Raw genomic sequence first — 17,020 nt, 5'->3', positions numbered from 1 at the left:
TAGCGCATTATTTTTTTTATGTTCGTGAAAGTTCGACAGCTTTACCGTTGACAGTTTATGGACCATCAAGTATTCTAAGGCATATTTATTACATAAAAATGTAAGCGCATACATATTATCTTCCTTTTGGTATCGTTAATCGTTGTAGAAAGGAGAGGTAACGATGAAAAACCTTCCATTGCTGCTCAAGCATACGGTGATCCTTATGGGAGTAATGTTAATTTCCGTAGCTATCTTAGTTTGGTACAGTGTGACACATATGATGAACTATTCAGAGCGTGAGATTGCAGAATCATCCTTAGCTGAGACGAAAGCGAATCAAGAGCTAACGGACAAAGTTATGGAGAACATCGTTGACCATAGTGTGCGAATAGCATCTTCTGCGTTATTGAATAGCATGCAGGAGACTCGTTCCATAGCGAGTATGACGTATGATACATCAAATGTGAACAGTGCTGCTACGATACTAAAGGAACTATATGAGCTAAACAAAATCAATCCGAGCATCTATTCATCGTTTATTTATATGGAGGATGCGGATTATATTATCTCTACCGATAAAGGTATTACTGCCTTGCATAATTACGAATCGATTCATTGGATGAACACAGCATTAGAGAAAAGCGAAGGCGTGCAAGGTGTATGGTTTAGTCGCTGGGATCAGACAGATGAAAAGTCTATCCTCTCCTACGTTTTACCATTACGTAGCTTGACTAATACAGTAAAAGGCAGCTTAGTGGTGAATATTCTAGAAACAGAGTTTACGCAATATTTATCCTCTAACCAAACAGGCTTTAATGAATATATATTGATAAATGAGAATGGGTTTATTATATCTCATGTCGATCAAGCGATGCTCTTTAAGAACATTGTCCACGAGCCGTTCTTCAATCATCTGTTTAATGAGCGTCAGGAGGCAGGGTATACCTATAGGGAGCAGGATCGTGCACGGCAGCTAGTTACGTGGAGTCGTTCCGTATCTACTGGCTGGTTGAATGTTAATATATACGAGGTTAGTAAGCAGATGGCTGCCATCTACCGACTGCAAAAAAGCATTTATATATTAGCGTTTATTATGATTATATTCGGCTCCTTGTTCTCCTTAATTGTAACGAAAAGATTATCTGTTCCGATCAAAAAATTAGTTATGATGGTAAACCATCGCCTACATTACGGTGATCAACCTAAAAATGAGCTTAACTTCCTTGAAGAAGCATTTGAAAGAATGCAGGATGAGGCCGAAGAGCTGCAGCAGCTGTTGAATGAAAGTAAACAGGCCACCAATGATATCGCTTTGCAGCAGTTAATACGAGGTGAAGTAACCGAGCAAGCTCGTACACTATTAAAACGGAGAAATTTTATAGTTGCCATTCTATCGATTGATGCCTATCGCCAATACATGATTAAGCATGGCAGCGAGGCTAGAAGCTATCATCGCTATAAATGGATTGCAGCGATTGACCGGTTAAGTATGGAGCATACAAAACTGAAGTGTGTAGATCAGGGAGACGGCTATTATGTGATATTCATCAACAGTGATAACGTAGCACGATTAATGGATCAGGAGGAATTGTCTGAGCTGATAAAAGCATTGCAGCTTAAGGCAGTAGAGATATTTCATCAATCAATAACGATAAGTGTAAGTGATCTATTTTATTCGATTCATGACGTGCAATCTCATTATATATCTGCATTAGAGGGCTTGAAAAGAAGATTACTGCAAGGCTACGGTCATATATATTATGGCTCGAGTACAAGTGCAGCGGACGACGAGCAGAATCATTTCTATCCGAATGCAAGTGAGAAGAAAATGTTAAGCTATATCGACCAATGTGATTTTGATAGTGCGAAGCAGGAGATTGCCAACGTATGGCAAGATTTTAGCAACCAACAGCATATTGCTCCAGATCAAGTGCTCTACATCTGTCATCAGCTTGTCGGCGTGACGCTTACGCATTTGAGAGAGAAGAATGTGAATGTCCAGCATTTATTCTCAAGTCATCGAAATATATATACGCAGCTCGCAATATCTGAAACCTTAGATGACGTAGAAGCTGCACTTGTAAGCTTTTATGAGGATATCATCAGTCATTTGCTTGAGCTTACCGCAGGTGAAGGAACTCAGTACGGACATAAAATCATTCATTACTTAGACAATAATTATCGTAAGGATATTGTATTCGAAGAGATGGCTGAAGAAATTGGTATTAGCTATTCCTATATGCGAAAAATTATTACGCAAGTGACAGGCATGACCTTGGGCGATTATGTTCATGCACAACGCATTAAGCAGGCCAAGAAATTACTGCGATCGAGCGAGTTAACGATTAAACAAATAGCAGAGGAAGTAGGCTATAACAATATAAGAAGCTTTAACCGCTTCTTCCAGAAGGTCGAACATATGACACCAAGCGTATATCGATCTCAGCAGCATCAAACAATGAATAGAAATAAGCATGTGTTGAATTGAATACGTATATTTCTCTCCCCTCTTAATGGAAGGATGCTTCCGTTAAGAGGTTTTTTATTGGTTAAGGAGCTGGAATGTTTTGTTCATTTATGGACGGTTTTGATCATCCGTTACTTAAGGAGGAGCAGTTAAGCACGAAATCATATCAAAACAGCCCTTCTGTATCAAATCTGATGATTTTCAAGTCAATCTTTAACGGGTAACATACATTTTGCGCGGACTAACTGTTAAAGTGCTATGCTCCAGGACTAACTAGATAGCGCTTCCATTGCGTAATCGGAGAGGTTACTGGAGGACAAATCAAAAGGAGGAATGGACTACGTTATGACTAACCTGAAGAAGCAATTATGTTTATTCTTAACAAGTGCTTTATTAGCGATGCTCGTTATTCCTGTCACTGCAGTGGCAGCATCATCGCCTACGTTTAGCGCTAAGTCAACGCAGGATGGAAGCAATATTGTGTTAGAGCTTACGGGTGAGCAGCTTGATGATGTATACGCCTATGAATTTCGTGTGGCATTTGATCCAGAGCAAGTGAAGTTTGTCAGTGGAAAAAGCCCTCAGGAAGGATTTACAGCTGACCCTATGGTTAGCGAAGGCAGTGTGCTGTTTGCTCATACCAAAACAGGTCAGGCTAAAGGAATGGATGGTGAAGCAATACTAGCTAGCCTTACATTCGAGAAGCTTCATCCAGCAGATCATGTGAGCTTTACCATCTCCTCGATTAAGCTAGTCCATTCATCATTAGAGCTTACTGCAGTTTCGGAGGAATTAACGGTAATGGCATCTGGAGCTTTGTTTACTGACATTGCTGGGCACTGGGCCGAAGCAGCGATTAGCAAGGCTAGTCAGCTAGGCTGGGTTTCAGGCTATGCTGATGATACGTTCCGTCCGCAGGCTAATATTACCCGCGGTGAGTTTGTCACCATATTAGTAAGGGCACTCGGTCTAACAGCGGATGCTTCAGCATCGCTGAGCTTTAAGGATGTGGATGCTATTCCAGCATGGAGTAAAGGTGCCATTGCTGCTGCTGTAAAGGCAGGTTTAGTGGAAGGCTATAACGACGGAACGTTTCAAGCGGATAAATTAGTGACGCGTGCTGAAATGGCTGCAATGATCGTTCGATCACAAAGCATTGCCATTGATGATGGGGCTAGTGTTACATTTGCCGATGCAGAGGCTATACCGAGCTGGGCAATTCCTTATGTATCGGCTGCAGCAGACAGAGGCTGGATTCACGGGGTAGGCAACAATACATTTGCACCATTAAAGCATGCAACTAGAGCAGAAGCGACTCAAATGCTAATCAATTTAACTGCAGAATAACACGTATTGCACGTTGTAGCTAATGTTATGTAAATGAGCATAGAAGGAGGCGTCATGCAAGTGGGAAGAAAACAATCCTTTTCGAAAAAATCGATGGTTGCGTTGCTTCTAGCAATCATTCTGGCATTTCCAATCGTTTTGGCTCCTAATGTGACACAAGCGAGCACAGCTGAATCAACAGCTGCTGTAAAAGAGATGGAATTCTTGAAGCGCGGACTTGTGGCGATTCTGACTGAACATGGTGTGTTTCTGAGCTGGAGATATTTGAATACGGATCCGGAGCATATTGCATTTAACGTATATAAAAATGGCATGAAGGTTAATAACGAGCCAATTATTAATGGAACGAACTATGTGGACACCTCAGGCTCAGATAGCTCACATTATCAGATTTCTACCATCATTAATGGCGTAGAAACGATTGATCCTGATCGTGTGGCAACATGGCATAACAACTATTTGCCTATTCGACTAGATAAGCCAGCAGATGGCAGAACGAAGCTCGGAGATCATTACAGCTACTACGCTGGTGATGCAACGGTAGCTGACGTTGACGGGGATGGTGAGCTCGAGATTGTATTCCTCTGGAGTCCGAGCAACTCCAAGGATAATTCACAAAGCGGCTACACTGGCAACGTATATATTGATGCGATTGAGCTAGACGGAAGCAAGCTATGGAGAATGGATCTAGGTGTTAATATTAGGGCGGGTGCGCACTATACCCAGCTCATGGTGTATGACTTGAATAGCGATGGAAAAGCCGAAGTCGTCGTGAAAACTGCGGATGGAACCATTGATGGTCAAGGCGTCGTTATTGGTGATGCATCTGCGGATCATCGCAATGATGGAGGTTATATTTTAACCGGTCCAGAGTATTTAACCTTGTTCGACGGTGCAACGGGTGCTGCCATTTCGACCGTTGACTATCATCCACCTAGAGGCAATGTAGCGGATTGGGGAGACGGATACGGCAACCGAGTTGATCGTTTCTTAGCAGCAATTGCATATTTAGATGGTGAAAAACCAAGCGTCATCGTCAGCAGAGGCTATTACACTCGAACGGTTATTGCCGCCTATGATGTGATCGATCATTCGTTAGCTCAACGTTGGGTATTCGATACAGATGTTGATGGTCAGCAGTATATGGGTCAGGGCAATCATGGCTTAAGCGTTATCGATGCTGACGGAGACGGCAAAGACGAGATTATGTTTGGAGCACTGGCGATTGATGATGATGGTACTGTGATGTACAGCACTGACCTCGGTCATGGTGATGCCATGCATGCAGGCAAGCTAGATCCCAATCGTGCAGGCTACCAAGTATTTAGTGTTCATGAAAACCGCAGCGCAGAATATGGAATTGAGATGCGTGACGCAGCAACAGGAGAGATACTGTGGGGAGAATATACTGGTGTAGATACAGGACGAGGGATGTCCGCAGATATCGATCCTAACTATCCGGGCTATGAATCATGGGCGACGGGCATTACAGATGGAGCGGCAGTACCTATTGCTAATCTATACGCCGCTGATGGCACAATTGTTGCATCTAATGAAGATGTACCGAAAACGGCTAACTTTGCGATATGGTGGGATGGCGATCTTCAGCGAGAGCTATTCGACCATCAATGGGATAACAGCACAGCGAAAGGAATCCCGCTCATTTACAAATGGGACTATGAGAATAAGAAGCTAAATGAAATTTTTAGAGCTGAAGGAGCACTTACTAACAATCATACAAAAGGGACTCCAGCTATTCAGGCCGATATCATCGGCGATTGGCGTGAAGAGTTTTTAGTGCGCAATGAGGATAGTACGGAATATCGACTATACAGCACGATGATACCTACAGATTATCGCATTCCAACATTAATGCAGGACCCAACCTATCGTCTTGCCGTTGCGTGGCAAAACGTAGCCTACAATCAGCCGCCACATACTGGTTTTTATCTTGGAACAGAAGCAACAGATTTCCCTAAGGCCAATATCTCGTTCCCAGCTTCACCGCAAAGCTTAGAGGAAATGTTCCGTTTTAGCTTTGGCTCCCAGCAGATTGAAGGAGCTACCCAAGTGGAGAGCACAGAGTTCAGTGACGCCACCGGCTATGGCTTTAATCATATTGCAGGAGTAACGGTAGGTGAACAGCAGGTTACCGCTACAGAGGGCAGTGCGTTCCAGGTTAATGTGCCTAATGCGAATTATCGAGTAACGGTAACGCTTGGTCACGCGACTGAGGAAAGTCATATAGGGCTGAAGTCAGAGTACGTTCAAAAGCTTGCAAATACGTCTATAGCAGCAGGTGAAGGCTACACTCGTACATTTGACATAGCGGTAGTAGATAATCAGCTAGAGTTTACATTTACCGGTACAGCGAACAGCATTAAAGAAATGGTGATCGAGAAGTATCCAGCTAAATCAGCCGGCTCAGCAGTTACCATCTATATGGCTGGGGATTCAACGATGCAATCCTATAGTGATATGTTTGCCCCACAGCAAGGCTGGGGTGAGCAGTTTGGGCGTTACTTCTCTTCCGAGGTTGTCGTGAAAAACCATGCGATTGGCGGTAGAAGCAGTAAGTCGTTTTTATTCGATGGTCGATTAGACAACATCTTGCATGAGATTAAGCCAGGAGATTACTTCTTTATCTCATTTGGCCACAACGATGCATCTGCAGGCATTCCAGATCGTTATGCATCGCCAGAGGATTATAAAATGTATCTCAAGCGCTATATAGATGGGGCAAAACAACGAGGTGCAACACCTATTGTGTTAACTCCGGTTGGACGCAGAGACTTTAATACTGTTACACAGCAGTTCAATGTGAGCTTCCCTGAGTATGTAAATGCCGCGAGAGAGGTTGCCGAGCAAAACGATGTTCAACTTATTGATCTGAGCAGTCTTAGCATTGCATTCTATGATGAAGTAGGGCTTGCTGCAACAGAGAAAATCTTCCTGCATACCAATCCAGGAGAGTATCCTCGTTATCCGGATGGTGTAAGTGATAATACGCATTTTAGCCAGCTGGGAGCACAAGCCATTGCCAAGATAGTGGCAGAAGCAGTTGAAGAATTGGAGCTCACGATATCGCCATATGTCATTGATCCTGAGTTTGTTATGCCAGAGCCGGAGCCTGAAGCACAAGTGTTCGAAGAGGATTTTGAGCCGGATGGTTCAGTAGATGCCTATTCTATCGTGAATGCAACGGGGTATGGCGGGCAACTTGCACCATTTATTGAGGAATATGACGGGTCAACGGTATTGAGATTTACTGGTGGAGGCAGCGGGCCGCGTGCAAGAGTATTCCGTCTGTTCGACCCTATTGGCGGCAACCTCATCAAGATGAATTTTGATTGGCATCCAGGTACGATTGGAATAACACCAAATGAAGGTACGATCTCGATACAAGACAGCAATGAAAATATTCTTCTAACGTTATATGCCAAATCAGATTCAAACCCAACGGCTATCGACTATGCCATTGGTCCAAACGGTGATGATCGCGCATCAAGTACTGTAATGAATAAACAGTGGGTGAACGTAGATCTTACGATCAATTATCAAGCGAAAACGATGGATCTGACGCTAACAAGCAGAGCAGACAGCAATCAAACGAGCACGATTACAGGTATTGAGATTCCTTCTGGAATCAGCTATCAGGAAAATGTTCGTGCGATTCGTTTCCTTGGAACAAGAGCATCTGGTAGAAATCTAGATTGGACGACGTATTTGGACAATGTGAAGATTATGGGTGAATTTTTACCACCGATTGAAGGGGATAAATCATTGTTAGTTGAGCTTTATAATGAGATAAGCACAATGGATACTTCTAGCTATACTGAACAATCGAAAGCAGTGCTAGCTCATGCTCTCGCTGAAGTCGGAGCTGTGATCGAGGATAATTTGACAGCGGAGCAGATTAAGCATTTATTGAATGTTTTGACGGTAGCGCGGGATTCATTAACGACAGAAGCAGCTGCTCCTGTTACCGAGGTTAAATTCGACTTTGGATCAGGTAATGCAGAAGAAGGCTACATTAAGGTCGACGCAACGAGAGCTTATATTCCAGGCAATCATTATGGCTTCTTAGATACATCACTGCTCGTTGAGGAAAACAGAGAAACTGGCAACGCACTGAATGAGGACTTCATACGTACAGGTGCGAATACCTTCTTTGTTGAGATGGAGCCTGCAAATTATCACGTACAGATGGTTATCGGTGATAGCGCAGAAGCAACGAATGTAGCAGTGGTTACAGAGCAAATGAGTAAAGTTGCATCGACGACAATTCCAGCTAACGAACATAGCGTCATTGAGTACGATATTGCTTTAATTGATGGTGTGTTTAACTTTGATATTTCGGGAACCTCTGCAAAAATTAATGCACTGACCATTACGAAGCTGGACAGCAATGGAGTAGCTGAGAAGCCGACGATCTATCTAGCAAGTGATTCTACTGTAGCTAATTACGCTGAGGGCTATCGTCCACAAGCAGGATGGGGTGAAAGATTACAGGACTATCTCAACGTGGATGATGTTACCGTCGATAACCGAGCAATAGGTGGATTAAGCAGTAAAACGTTCTTAGTAGGCGGTCATCTGAATGAGATTCTGCTAGATATTCATCAGGGCGACTACTTGTTCATGCAGTGGTCACATAACGATTCCACACCATCTAGACCTGAACGTTACCTAACACCTGAAGAGTTCAAAGTGTACTTAAAAACATATATTGATGGCGTTAACCAAAGAGGAGCAACTCCTGTTCTAGTATCTCCTGTAAATAGAAGAGATTTTACAGGTGATGTATTGAATAAGAGTTTCCCTGAATATGTAGCAGCGATGAAGGAAGTTGCTGTGGAAACAGGAACGACGCTGCTTGATCTTAATCACGTGAGCTGGGAGAAGTTCCAGGAGCTTGGACCTGAAGGCACGAAGGATGTATTTATGTGGGTGGGTGCAACAGAGGATAATACGCATTTGCAAATGAATGGTGCCAATATGGTAGCTGGCATGGTCGCTCAGTTGTTACAAGCGTCAGAGCTACCGATTGCTGCAGCAGTTATTGTGACGGAGCCTGAACCAGAACCAACACCAGAGCCAACACCAGAGCCAACACCAGAGCCGACACCGACACCGGAACCAGAGCCAACACCGACACCAGAGCCGACTCCGACACCGGAGCCGACACCAGAGCCAACGCCAGAACCGACACCAACACCAGAGCCAACACCAGAACCGACTCCGACACCGGAGCCGACACCAGAGCCAACGCCAGAACCGACACCAGAACCAACGCCAGAACCAACACCGGAACCAACGCCGGAACCAACACCAGAACCGACTCCGACACCGGAGCCGACACCAGAGCCAACGCCAGAACCGACACCAACACCAGAGCCAACACCAGAACCAACACCAGAACCGACTCCGACACCGGAACCGACACCAGAACCGACACCAGAGCCAACACCGGAGCCAACTCCATGGGGTGCTGGGGAGATGAGTGGACCAGCAACGGTTAGCTCAGGTCACTTTGTTTCACTAAATATTAATGTAGCTGAAGTTGAGACCGCATTTAGTGCGATTGATATTGAGTTTGAATATGATCCGTCAAAAGTAGATTTTAGAATGGTTCAAGATGATGAAGGAGCTTATGAATTAGATGCTGGTGCAATTACTAATCTAGATGAGCGGCTACAGGTTATTCGTGCAACAGTACAACCAGCTAGCGGAAAGGTAAGAGTAATCATATTGGTGACAGAAGAAGATAGCATAATTGAAACGGCTACAGATTTGTTCACCTTGAATGGTATCGTCAAATCAGGCCAGCCAAGTGGTAAAACAAGTATTCAGATTACAAAGTTTGAAGTGGCAGCAGAGGGCAAGCTCGGCTATATCAAGCTAGAGGAAGCTGAGCACACGTTTACTATCCTTGCAGTACCAAGCTCAGTTATCACACCACCTCCAGCTGTAGATAACGACAGCACGAAGCTTGAACAAGAGATCACTGCTGCAACAACGATATTAGAGCGTGCAGTAGAAGGTGAAAAGGTAGGACAATACAAAGCAGGAGCAATAGCTAAGCTAAAGCAAGCGCTTGATGCAGCAAAAAATAACGGTCATACAGCTTCAGCCTTGTCCGCCCTTCAGGAAGCGATCGAAGCCTTTAGCAATGAACGTGTTACATTAACAGGCTCCGGTCCGATCTCCATTGCTGATTTGTCACTGTTAGTGAAGTATTATGGTGTCACTGCTGATGATGAATCATGGTCTGAGATTGAAACGGCTGATGTATTGGAAGCTAAAGTAATTAACATCCAAACTCTTGCAGCAATTGCACAGTTGATTGCTGAGGAACAGTCGTAACGAGGATATTAGCATAAGCAATTGCAGAGAAGAGGGACCGTTCCATAAGGAGCGGTCCCTCTTTTATTACGCTACATCATTACAACAACTATTGAAGGTTTCGTAGAGCTTTTACTCTGGTACCATTCCGTATAACCTGCGATAGGTCTCAGGAGTCATTCCGACCTTTGACCGAAATGTTGCTACAAAGTGACTCGCATCTCGGAAACCGACCGCTTCACCAATTTTACGAATGGTCCATTCTGGCCTTGAGGGTAGCAATTCCTTTGCTTTGCGAATACGCAGCTGTATTAAATATTGATAGGCCGTTTGACCGAATAGCTCACGAAATTTTTCATTTAGCTGTCGTTCACCTATCCCTAGCTGCTTTGCCATTTGTGCTAAACCGACCTCTGGATTAGCGTACTCATTTTCTAGCCAATCAAGCAGTATTTGAACACGCTGCAGGCGCTTGGATATGGATGGTTGGCTTTCTGTTCGAGCCTCCGTTCGAAGCAATGTGATGAATTGGTACAGCAGTGAGGAGGAATGCCACCCTGAAGGATCGCCTCCAGCATCATTGATCTCCATAATTTGAATGAAAATTTTAGATATTGTATCATTTTCTGCTTCCCATTGAAAACGTTCAATCGTATTCCAGCCTAAAGCTTGGACGATATGCTCCGCAAGGCTGCCATGAAAGGTAATGTATCCCGTTTGCCAGAGACTGCTTTTCGCTTCATATCGATGTGGCGTATCTGGGGCGAGCAGTATTCCAGAGCGTTCGGTCAACTTCCAGCTTTTGTTTTTTGTAACAAGCTCGCCTTCTCCTCTCAATGTCTGAAGCCAGTGGAAATAAGGATAGCCGGATGGCCGCTCGATTAACTCCTGTTCCGTATTAATTCCGATCGTTTCTAGCTGAAGGGGCAGTAATTCTGCAAGTGTGGCAGGGACGATGCGACGGTTCATAAAAAACCTCCATATTCTTATATGGTATCTCGTTTATTTTATATAGGAACTAATGATTATTGCGCTTACAATGAAGGAGTATACTGCAGTTTTATCATATAAGTTAAGGAGTGACAAGATGATTAACTCAAAGAAAAATAAAATATGGTATGGCGGAGATTACAATCCTGATCAATGGGAGAAAGAGGTTTGGGACGAAGATTTACGCATGTTCAAGCTTGCTGGTATAGATGTAGCGACATTAAACGTATTCGGCTGGTCGAAAAATCAGCCAGATGAAGATACTTATGATTTTGGCTGGCTTGATGAGATGATGGATAAGCTGCATGCAGATGGAGTTGGTGTTTGTCTTGGAACTAGCACAGCGGCACATCCTGCTTGGATGGCGCGTAAATATCCGGATGTGCTTCAGGTTGACTTTTATGGCCGTAAGCGTAAATTCGGAGGTCGCCACAATTCCTGTCCGAACAGTCCGACGTTCCGCAAGTATTCCGTGCTTATGGCAGAGAAGCTGGCAGAACGCTATAAGGATCATCCAGCATTACTGATCTGGCATATTAACAATGAGTATGGCGGAGCGGGAAATTGCTACTGTGATAACTGTGAAGCAGCTTTTCGTGAATGGTTAAAAGAGCGTTACGGTACGCTAGAAGCGCTAAACCGTGCGTGGAACACAGGCTTCTGGGGACATATCTTCCACAGCTGGGAGGATATTGTGCTGCCTAGTGGACTAAGTGAGGAGTGGCCTGGGGCGAATGGACGTACGGAAACGAATTTCCAAGGGATATCACTTGATTACATGCGCTTCCATTCAGATAGTTTACTAGAATGCTATAAGCTCGAGTACGAAGCAGTTAAAAAGCATACGCCAGATATTCCAGTTACGACGAATATGATGGGAGCATTTAAGAAGCTGGACTATCATAAATGGGCAAAATTCATAGATGTGATATCGTGGGACAGCTACCCGAGATTCGATACACCTCACAGCTACACGGGCATGATGCACGATCTTATGCGCGGATTGAAGGATGGGCAGCCGTTTATGCTGATGGAGCAAACTCCAAGCCAGCAAAACTGGCAGCCATACAATTCACTGAAGCGCCCAGGTGTAATGAGACTGTGGAGCTATCAAGCAGTTGCGCGTGGTGCAGATACGGTTATGTTCTTCCAGCTACGCAGATCAATCGGTGCCTGTGAAAAGTATCACGGCGCTGTCATTGAGCATGTTGGTCATGAGCATACACGTGTGTTCCGCGAATGTGCGCAGCTCGGTGCTGAGCTGAACAAGCTTGGTGATTCACTCATTGATTCTCGTTTTAAGGCGAAGGTCGCGATTGTCTTCGACTGGGAAAACTGGTGGGCGATTGAGATGTCCAGCGGTCCAACGATAGACCTTCGTTACGTTGATGAGGCGCATAAATACTACAAGGCACTATATGAGCTAGGCGTTGCAGTTGATGTAGTAAGTGTAGAGGCAGATCTTAGCGGCTACGATCTTGTTATTGCACCAGTGATGTATATGGTGAAGCAAGGTGTTGCACAAAAGCTTGAGCAGTACGTTCAGGCTGGCGGCTCACTCATCTCTACCTTCTTCAGCGGTATCGTTAATGAAAGTGATCTTGTAAAGGTCGGTGGATACCCTGGCGAGCTAAGAAAGCTGTTTGGCATCTGGGCTGAAGAAATTGATGCACTGCTGCCAAGCCAGCGTAACCGCATGATATTATCTGAAGGTGCTTCTGGTATGAAGGAGGAGTACGAGTGCGGACTGCTATGTGACCTTATCCATAGTGAGGGTGCCGAGGTGAAGGCGGTATACGGCGATGACTTCTACAAGGGTATGCCTGCGTTAACCGTCAACAAATTTGGGGAAGGTGAAGCGTGGTACTTAGCAACGAGTCCAGAGCAAGCGTTTCTAAAGGATTGGTTGGCACAGCTATGCGTTTCCCACGGCATTGAGCCTTTCATTCACTCGCTTCCTGAAGGAGTTGAAACAACGATTCGCTATAAGGATGATCAGCAGTATTTGTTCGTGCTGAATCACAATGATGAGACGGTTCAGATTGATCTAGGTGAAACAACGGGAATTGACCTGTTAACCGATCGTTCATTGGATGGCGGTAAGCATGAGCTCTCCAGTCACGATGTTATGATCATTAAGCTAAAATCATAAGCTTAAACAAGCAGGCTGAAACAGCTGAGCTATAGTCTTACGTATTCACGTTTCTAGATAATATCAAGGCACTGCTGTAAGCAGTCGCCTTGATATTTTTTTGCTAGTTTGATTAGATATAGCTTAAAGGAACGATGAATGTGTAAGGGGGACTCGGATGCGCAGTCTATTTATTGTTGGGGATAGTATCTCGATTCAATATGGACCGTACTTGAAAAGGTTTGTTGTAGGCAGCTATCAGTATGATCGGAAAAGAGGGGAAGCTGAAGCACTAGAGGATTTGGACAAGCCGGTTGGCGCTAACGGAGGCGATAGCGATATGGTTCTAGCGTATTTGACAAGTGAGCATAGAAAAGGTGTGCGCTACGATGTTTTACTCGTCAATTGCGGCTTGCATGATATTAAAACGGACCCGCAGACAGGCGCGAAACAAATTCCACTGGAAAGATATCGCACTAATCTTGAAGAGATCGTAACTATATCGAAGAAGATGGCGAAGAATTTAATTTGGATTTGTACGACGGATGCTGTCGAGCAGGTACATAATCGGGAGGACTCGACCTTTTTGCGCTTTCATGACGATGTTGTGACTTACAATGCTACAGCAGATGAGGTTATGAGGAGCCACAGCGTTTCGATGATCGATCTATACACCTTTACACGAAGGTTTGGCATTCAAGCATATTGCGATCATGTGCACTATACAGAAGAGGTTAGACAGCTCCAGGCTGCTTATATCACTGGCTGCTTGGATAGTCTAATTGAGCAAGGACATTTCTAGAAGAAGTCAGTAATTAAAAAGAACAGTACACTGCTCTGGTGCTCTAATGAGCGAGGGGCAGTATACTGTTCTTATTGTTTATTTGGTTGTGATCGTTACGGTGCTTGTTTTGCCATCCCACATTACGTTAGCTCCTAGCGCTTCACTAATGAAACGAAGAGGAACCATGGTGTGGTTGTTTTTTGTTTGAGCAGCTACATCTAGCTTAACATTCTCACCATTTTTGCTTGCCATATTGCTTCCAATGGCTAATTGGATCGTTGTGTTTCCTTTCGTAGCTTTTACAGATCGTTGGGCTTGATTCCACTCAACGTTGGCACCTAAGCGCTCAAAAATCGCTCGCATCGGAACAAGCGTAGTGCCATTTACGACAAATGGAGGCTGTTCAAATTGCTGCAGCTCACCGTCAATGATGACCTTAATCGAATCAAAGCTAATAACAAGTGCCTTCGCTTCAATTCCGCTACCAAACAATCTTTCTCTTAGATCGCTTATATCCTCTAAACTATCGCTACGTTGTTTAAGGATTTTGCGAACTGTCTCATTACGTAGATCAACGATATCATTCATTGTACGCTCTCTCAGCTTCTTGATGCTGTTCATAGCTGAGTCGCGTTCTGCTTGAAGATCCTCTTTACCCGTTTTTAGAATGCTATCCATGCTTTTCTTGGCTTGTTCTTGAGTAATATTTCCTTGCTTATATTTCCACATTGTACTCGTTGAGTAGTTAGGATTGCTTTCATTGCGCAGCTTCCACATGATACTTGTAGAATAGCTTGAATTGACCGTATTCGCATATTTCCACATCGTGCTCGTAGAATAGCTAGGGTTGATCTCATTTTTATATTTCCACATCATACTCGTGCTATAATTCGGATTAATTTGATTGTTGAACTTCCAATGCAAGCTAGTTGAATAGTTCTTATCGATTTCCTTGCTGTACTTCCATAGTGCACCTGTTGAGTAGCTAGGGTTAATTTGATTCTTGTATTGCGTTAGCTTCGAATTGTAGGATCGATCATCGCCATACTGATTGACGAGCGCTTTATAATCTTTATCAAGCAAATCATCTAGATATTCTAGATCTTCATCCAGCAACTTCTCTAGCTTCTTCTGCTCATCAGCTGTCTTTTCTAGAAACAGCTCATAATGATTCGTTTCCGTCTTCAAATCAGCTTTGTATTGCTTTGTAAACTCATCCTCTAATGCTTCGTACTTTTCTGCAATGTCATTGATAAATGTTGTGCTTGCTGCATGTGACGTACCGACTGGTAAAGCGAATGAACTAATTAAAATAAATGCAATCAAAGCTAGAATATTAATTCTGATCGCTTTTTCTCTCATTGTGTTATTCCTCCATTTTTTAAACATATTGTAGATATATCGTGATCCAACCTGTACCATTCGTCTTTTAGTTAAAAACCCCTGCTCAATTACCGTAAATTGGAACTTTGCACCTATGATAAATAGGAAATTTGTAGCAACGGCCCCGTACTTTTGTAGCACTATGTGTTGCTCCGTACATGTTGAGGCTCCGATTGCTGTTGTCCTCTGGTTTCAGCGCTCCGTAAATGTTGAGGCTCCAATTGCTGTTGTCCACTGATTTCTAGAAGTATATTTAATGTAGAAATCAGTGGACAAAGGCAACCGCTTCGCTTTTCCACTCTCAACATTTTCTCCGCTGGAGCTCTTCGTAGGTGTTGCTTCGATGTGAGCACTTCAGCAATTACTTCGCTGGGGTGGTTTGTGGGTGGATCTTCGATGTGAGAACTTCGATATGCTTTGAGGTTATAGCACCCGCTTCGCTTCTACGCTCTCACCATTACTCCGCTGGGGCTCTTCGAGGGCATTCGCTTCGTAGTGAAACCTCAGCATTTACTTCGCTGTGGTGGCTTGTAGGTATTGCTACGATGTGGCACCTCAGCATTTCCTTCGCTTTAGCGGGTTGTGTAGGCTGCGCTACGATGTGGGCACCTGAGCATTTACTTTGTTAGGTGAGAGTACCGCAACATTATGCTATTTATTTCGTTATTGCTAGAAAGGGGGAATTGGGATGTATCGGGTGATGGCTACTTTACTGATTGCTCTTATGTTTTTAACAGGATGTACGAAGCCGACAGATTCCATCGAGGGACCAATCGAGGACATTTCGGATAGCAGCTTTGTTATTAATTGTTCAGATGAAGTGAATCGCGGAAAGAAAGGTCCGATCAATGGTATTGGGTATAGATGCTCTGTGGAATTTACAGATCAGACGGTTTTTCGCGATATGCATGGAAACTCATTAACTGTCAATGAAGTTATTTCAGGCTCAACCGTCAAAGTTACTCTTTCAGAACCAGTAGATCTTAGAAAAAGAATGGAAAGCGATAAACCGTTAGGGCTTGTTGCCAACGATGTTATACTGCTCACTCGTGAACAAGTCTCCTCAAAGGAGGTCATTATTAAGGAGCTAGAAAAACAAGGACTAGACGTTATAGAAGGTGTTAGAGATCCCCAGAGCTCTTTTCAAATAAGCCTGGGAGGTATTGAGCCACAGGTTTATTCTGTAAATGGTGAAGAAGTAATGTTGTATCAATTTCCATCGGAGCAAGAAGAGCTTGAAGGCTGGGCACAATTTCTCGAGAAATCGAAAACTATGGATATAGGAGCATTTAAGAATTACAATTTGGATTCATTTTTGCTCATCCTCAAGTACGGAGAAGATATTAACACGCAAACGGATAAGAAGATACAGCGAGCAATCGATGAATTAGCAAGCTATTGAATATGGTATAAAGGTAGAAGGGACGGATGAACCATTAAGCAATCTATGAAGAGATTATTAAAGCTTTGTGCGGTCGTTATCATATCGATTTTTATCCTCGTATGCTTATTCGGCGTCATTTTCTTTGGAGGGCTATGGTTTAAGGATATATTCACATTATTGTAATGAACAGCATGTCCTCCTCGTAAC

Annotated in this window: 9 protein-coding genes and 1 pseudogene; 7 read left to right on the top strand and 3 right to left on the bottom strand. The window is 43.8% G+C overall.

What is annotated here, in order from left to right; genetic code table 11:
- Positions 1 to 163 precede the first annotated feature (163 nt).
- The 3 genes and pseudogenes from M3180_RS14875 to M3180_RS14865 all read left to right on the top strand — a co-directional run.
- Positions 164 to 2,470 carry an AraC family transcriptional regulator gene (locus M3180_RS14875; RefSeq protein WP_251668859.1) on the top strand — a complete coding sequence of 769 codons (2,307 nt, stop codon included), beginning with the start codon at positions 164 to 166 and terminating at the stop codon, positions 2,468 to 2,470.
- A 324-nt stretch (positions 2,471 to 2,794) separates the two neighbouring features.
- On the top strand, positions 2,795 to 3,796 hold the full coding sequence (locus tag M3180_RS14870) for an S-layer homology domain-containing protein (protein ID WP_251668858.1): 1,002 nt from the start codon (positions 2,795 to 2,797) through the stop codon (positions 3,794 to 3,796).
- 33 nt (positions 3,797 to 3,829) lie between these two features.
- Positions 3,830 to 8,689, top strand: a pseudogene (locus tag M3180_RS14865) (rhamnogalacturonan lyase family protein); the annotation flags it as partial.
- Between the two features lie 125 nt (positions 8,690 to 8,814).
- Here the strand turns inward: M3180_RS14865 and M3180_RS23140 are convergent.
- Positions 8,815 to 9,297, bottom strand: a complete 483-nt coding sequence (locus tag M3180_RS23140; RefSeq protein ID WP_490715381.1) for a hypothetical protein — start codon at positions 9,295 to 9,297, stop codon at positions 8,815 to 8,817.
- Here M3180_RS23140 and M3180_RS23135 point away from each other — a divergent pair.
- Positions 9,296 to 10,162, top strand: a complete 867-nt coding sequence (locus tag M3180_RS23135; RefSeq protein ID WP_490715380.1) for a cohesin domain-containing protein — start codon at positions 9,296 to 9,298, stop codon at positions 10,160 to 10,162. The genes M3180_RS23140 and M3180_RS23135 overlap by 2 nt on opposite strands.
- 111 nt (positions 10,163 to 10,273) lie before the next feature.
- On the opposite strand, the gene M3180_RS14860 is transcribed toward M3180_RS23135, so the two are convergent.
- Positions 10,274 to 11,110 (bottom strand): helix-turn-helix domain-containing protein, encoded by an 837-nt coding sequence (locus tag M3180_RS14860; RefSeq protein WP_251668854.1) that lies wholly within the window; start codon positions 11,108 to 11,110, stop codon positions 10,274 to 10,276.
- Positions 11,111 to 11,228: 118 nt separating this feature from the next.
- Here M3180_RS14860 and M3180_RS14855 point away from each other — a divergent pair, with 118 nt between their 5' ends.
- Positions 11,229 to 13,283, top strand: a complete 2,055-nt coding sequence (locus M3180_RS14855; protein WP_251668852.1) for a beta-galactosidase — start codon at positions 11,229 to 11,231, stop codon at positions 13,281 to 13,283.
- 157 nt (positions 13,284 to 13,440) lie between these two features.
- On the top strand, positions 13,441 to 14,064 hold the full coding sequence (locus M3180_RS14850; RefSeq protein WP_251668850.1) for an SGNH/GDSL hydrolase family protein: 624 nt from the start codon (positions 13,441 to 13,443) through the stop codon (positions 14,062 to 14,064).
- Between the two features lie 78 nt (positions 14,065 to 14,142).
- On the opposite strand, the gene M3180_RS14845 is transcribed toward M3180_RS14850, so the two are convergent.
- Positions 14,143 to 15,408 (bottom strand): copper amine oxidase N-terminal domain-containing protein, encoded by a 1,266-nt coding sequence (locus M3180_RS14845; protein ID WP_251668848.1) that lies wholly within the window; start codon positions 15,406 to 15,408, stop codon positions 14,143 to 14,145.
- A 709-nt stretch (positions 15,409 to 16,117) separates the two neighbouring features.
- On the opposite strand from M3180_RS14845, the gene M3180_RS14840 reads away from it, so the two are divergent.
- Entirely contained in the window at positions 16,118 to 16,831 is a 714-nt protein-coding gene (locus M3180_RS14840) for a hypothetical protein (RefSeq protein ID WP_251668846.1), read from the top strand.
- The last annotated feature ends 189 nt before the right edge of the window (positions 16,832 to 17,020 follow it).

It is taken from the genome of Paenibacillus camelliae, from assembly GCF_023715345.1.
Lineage (GTDB): Bacteria > Bacillota > Bacilli > Paenibacillales > Paenibacillaceae > Pristimantibacillus > Pristimantibacillus camelliae.
The sequence above is the reverse complement of the archived record's forward strand: the minus strand, read 5'-3'. Positions and strand labels throughout refer to the sequence as shown.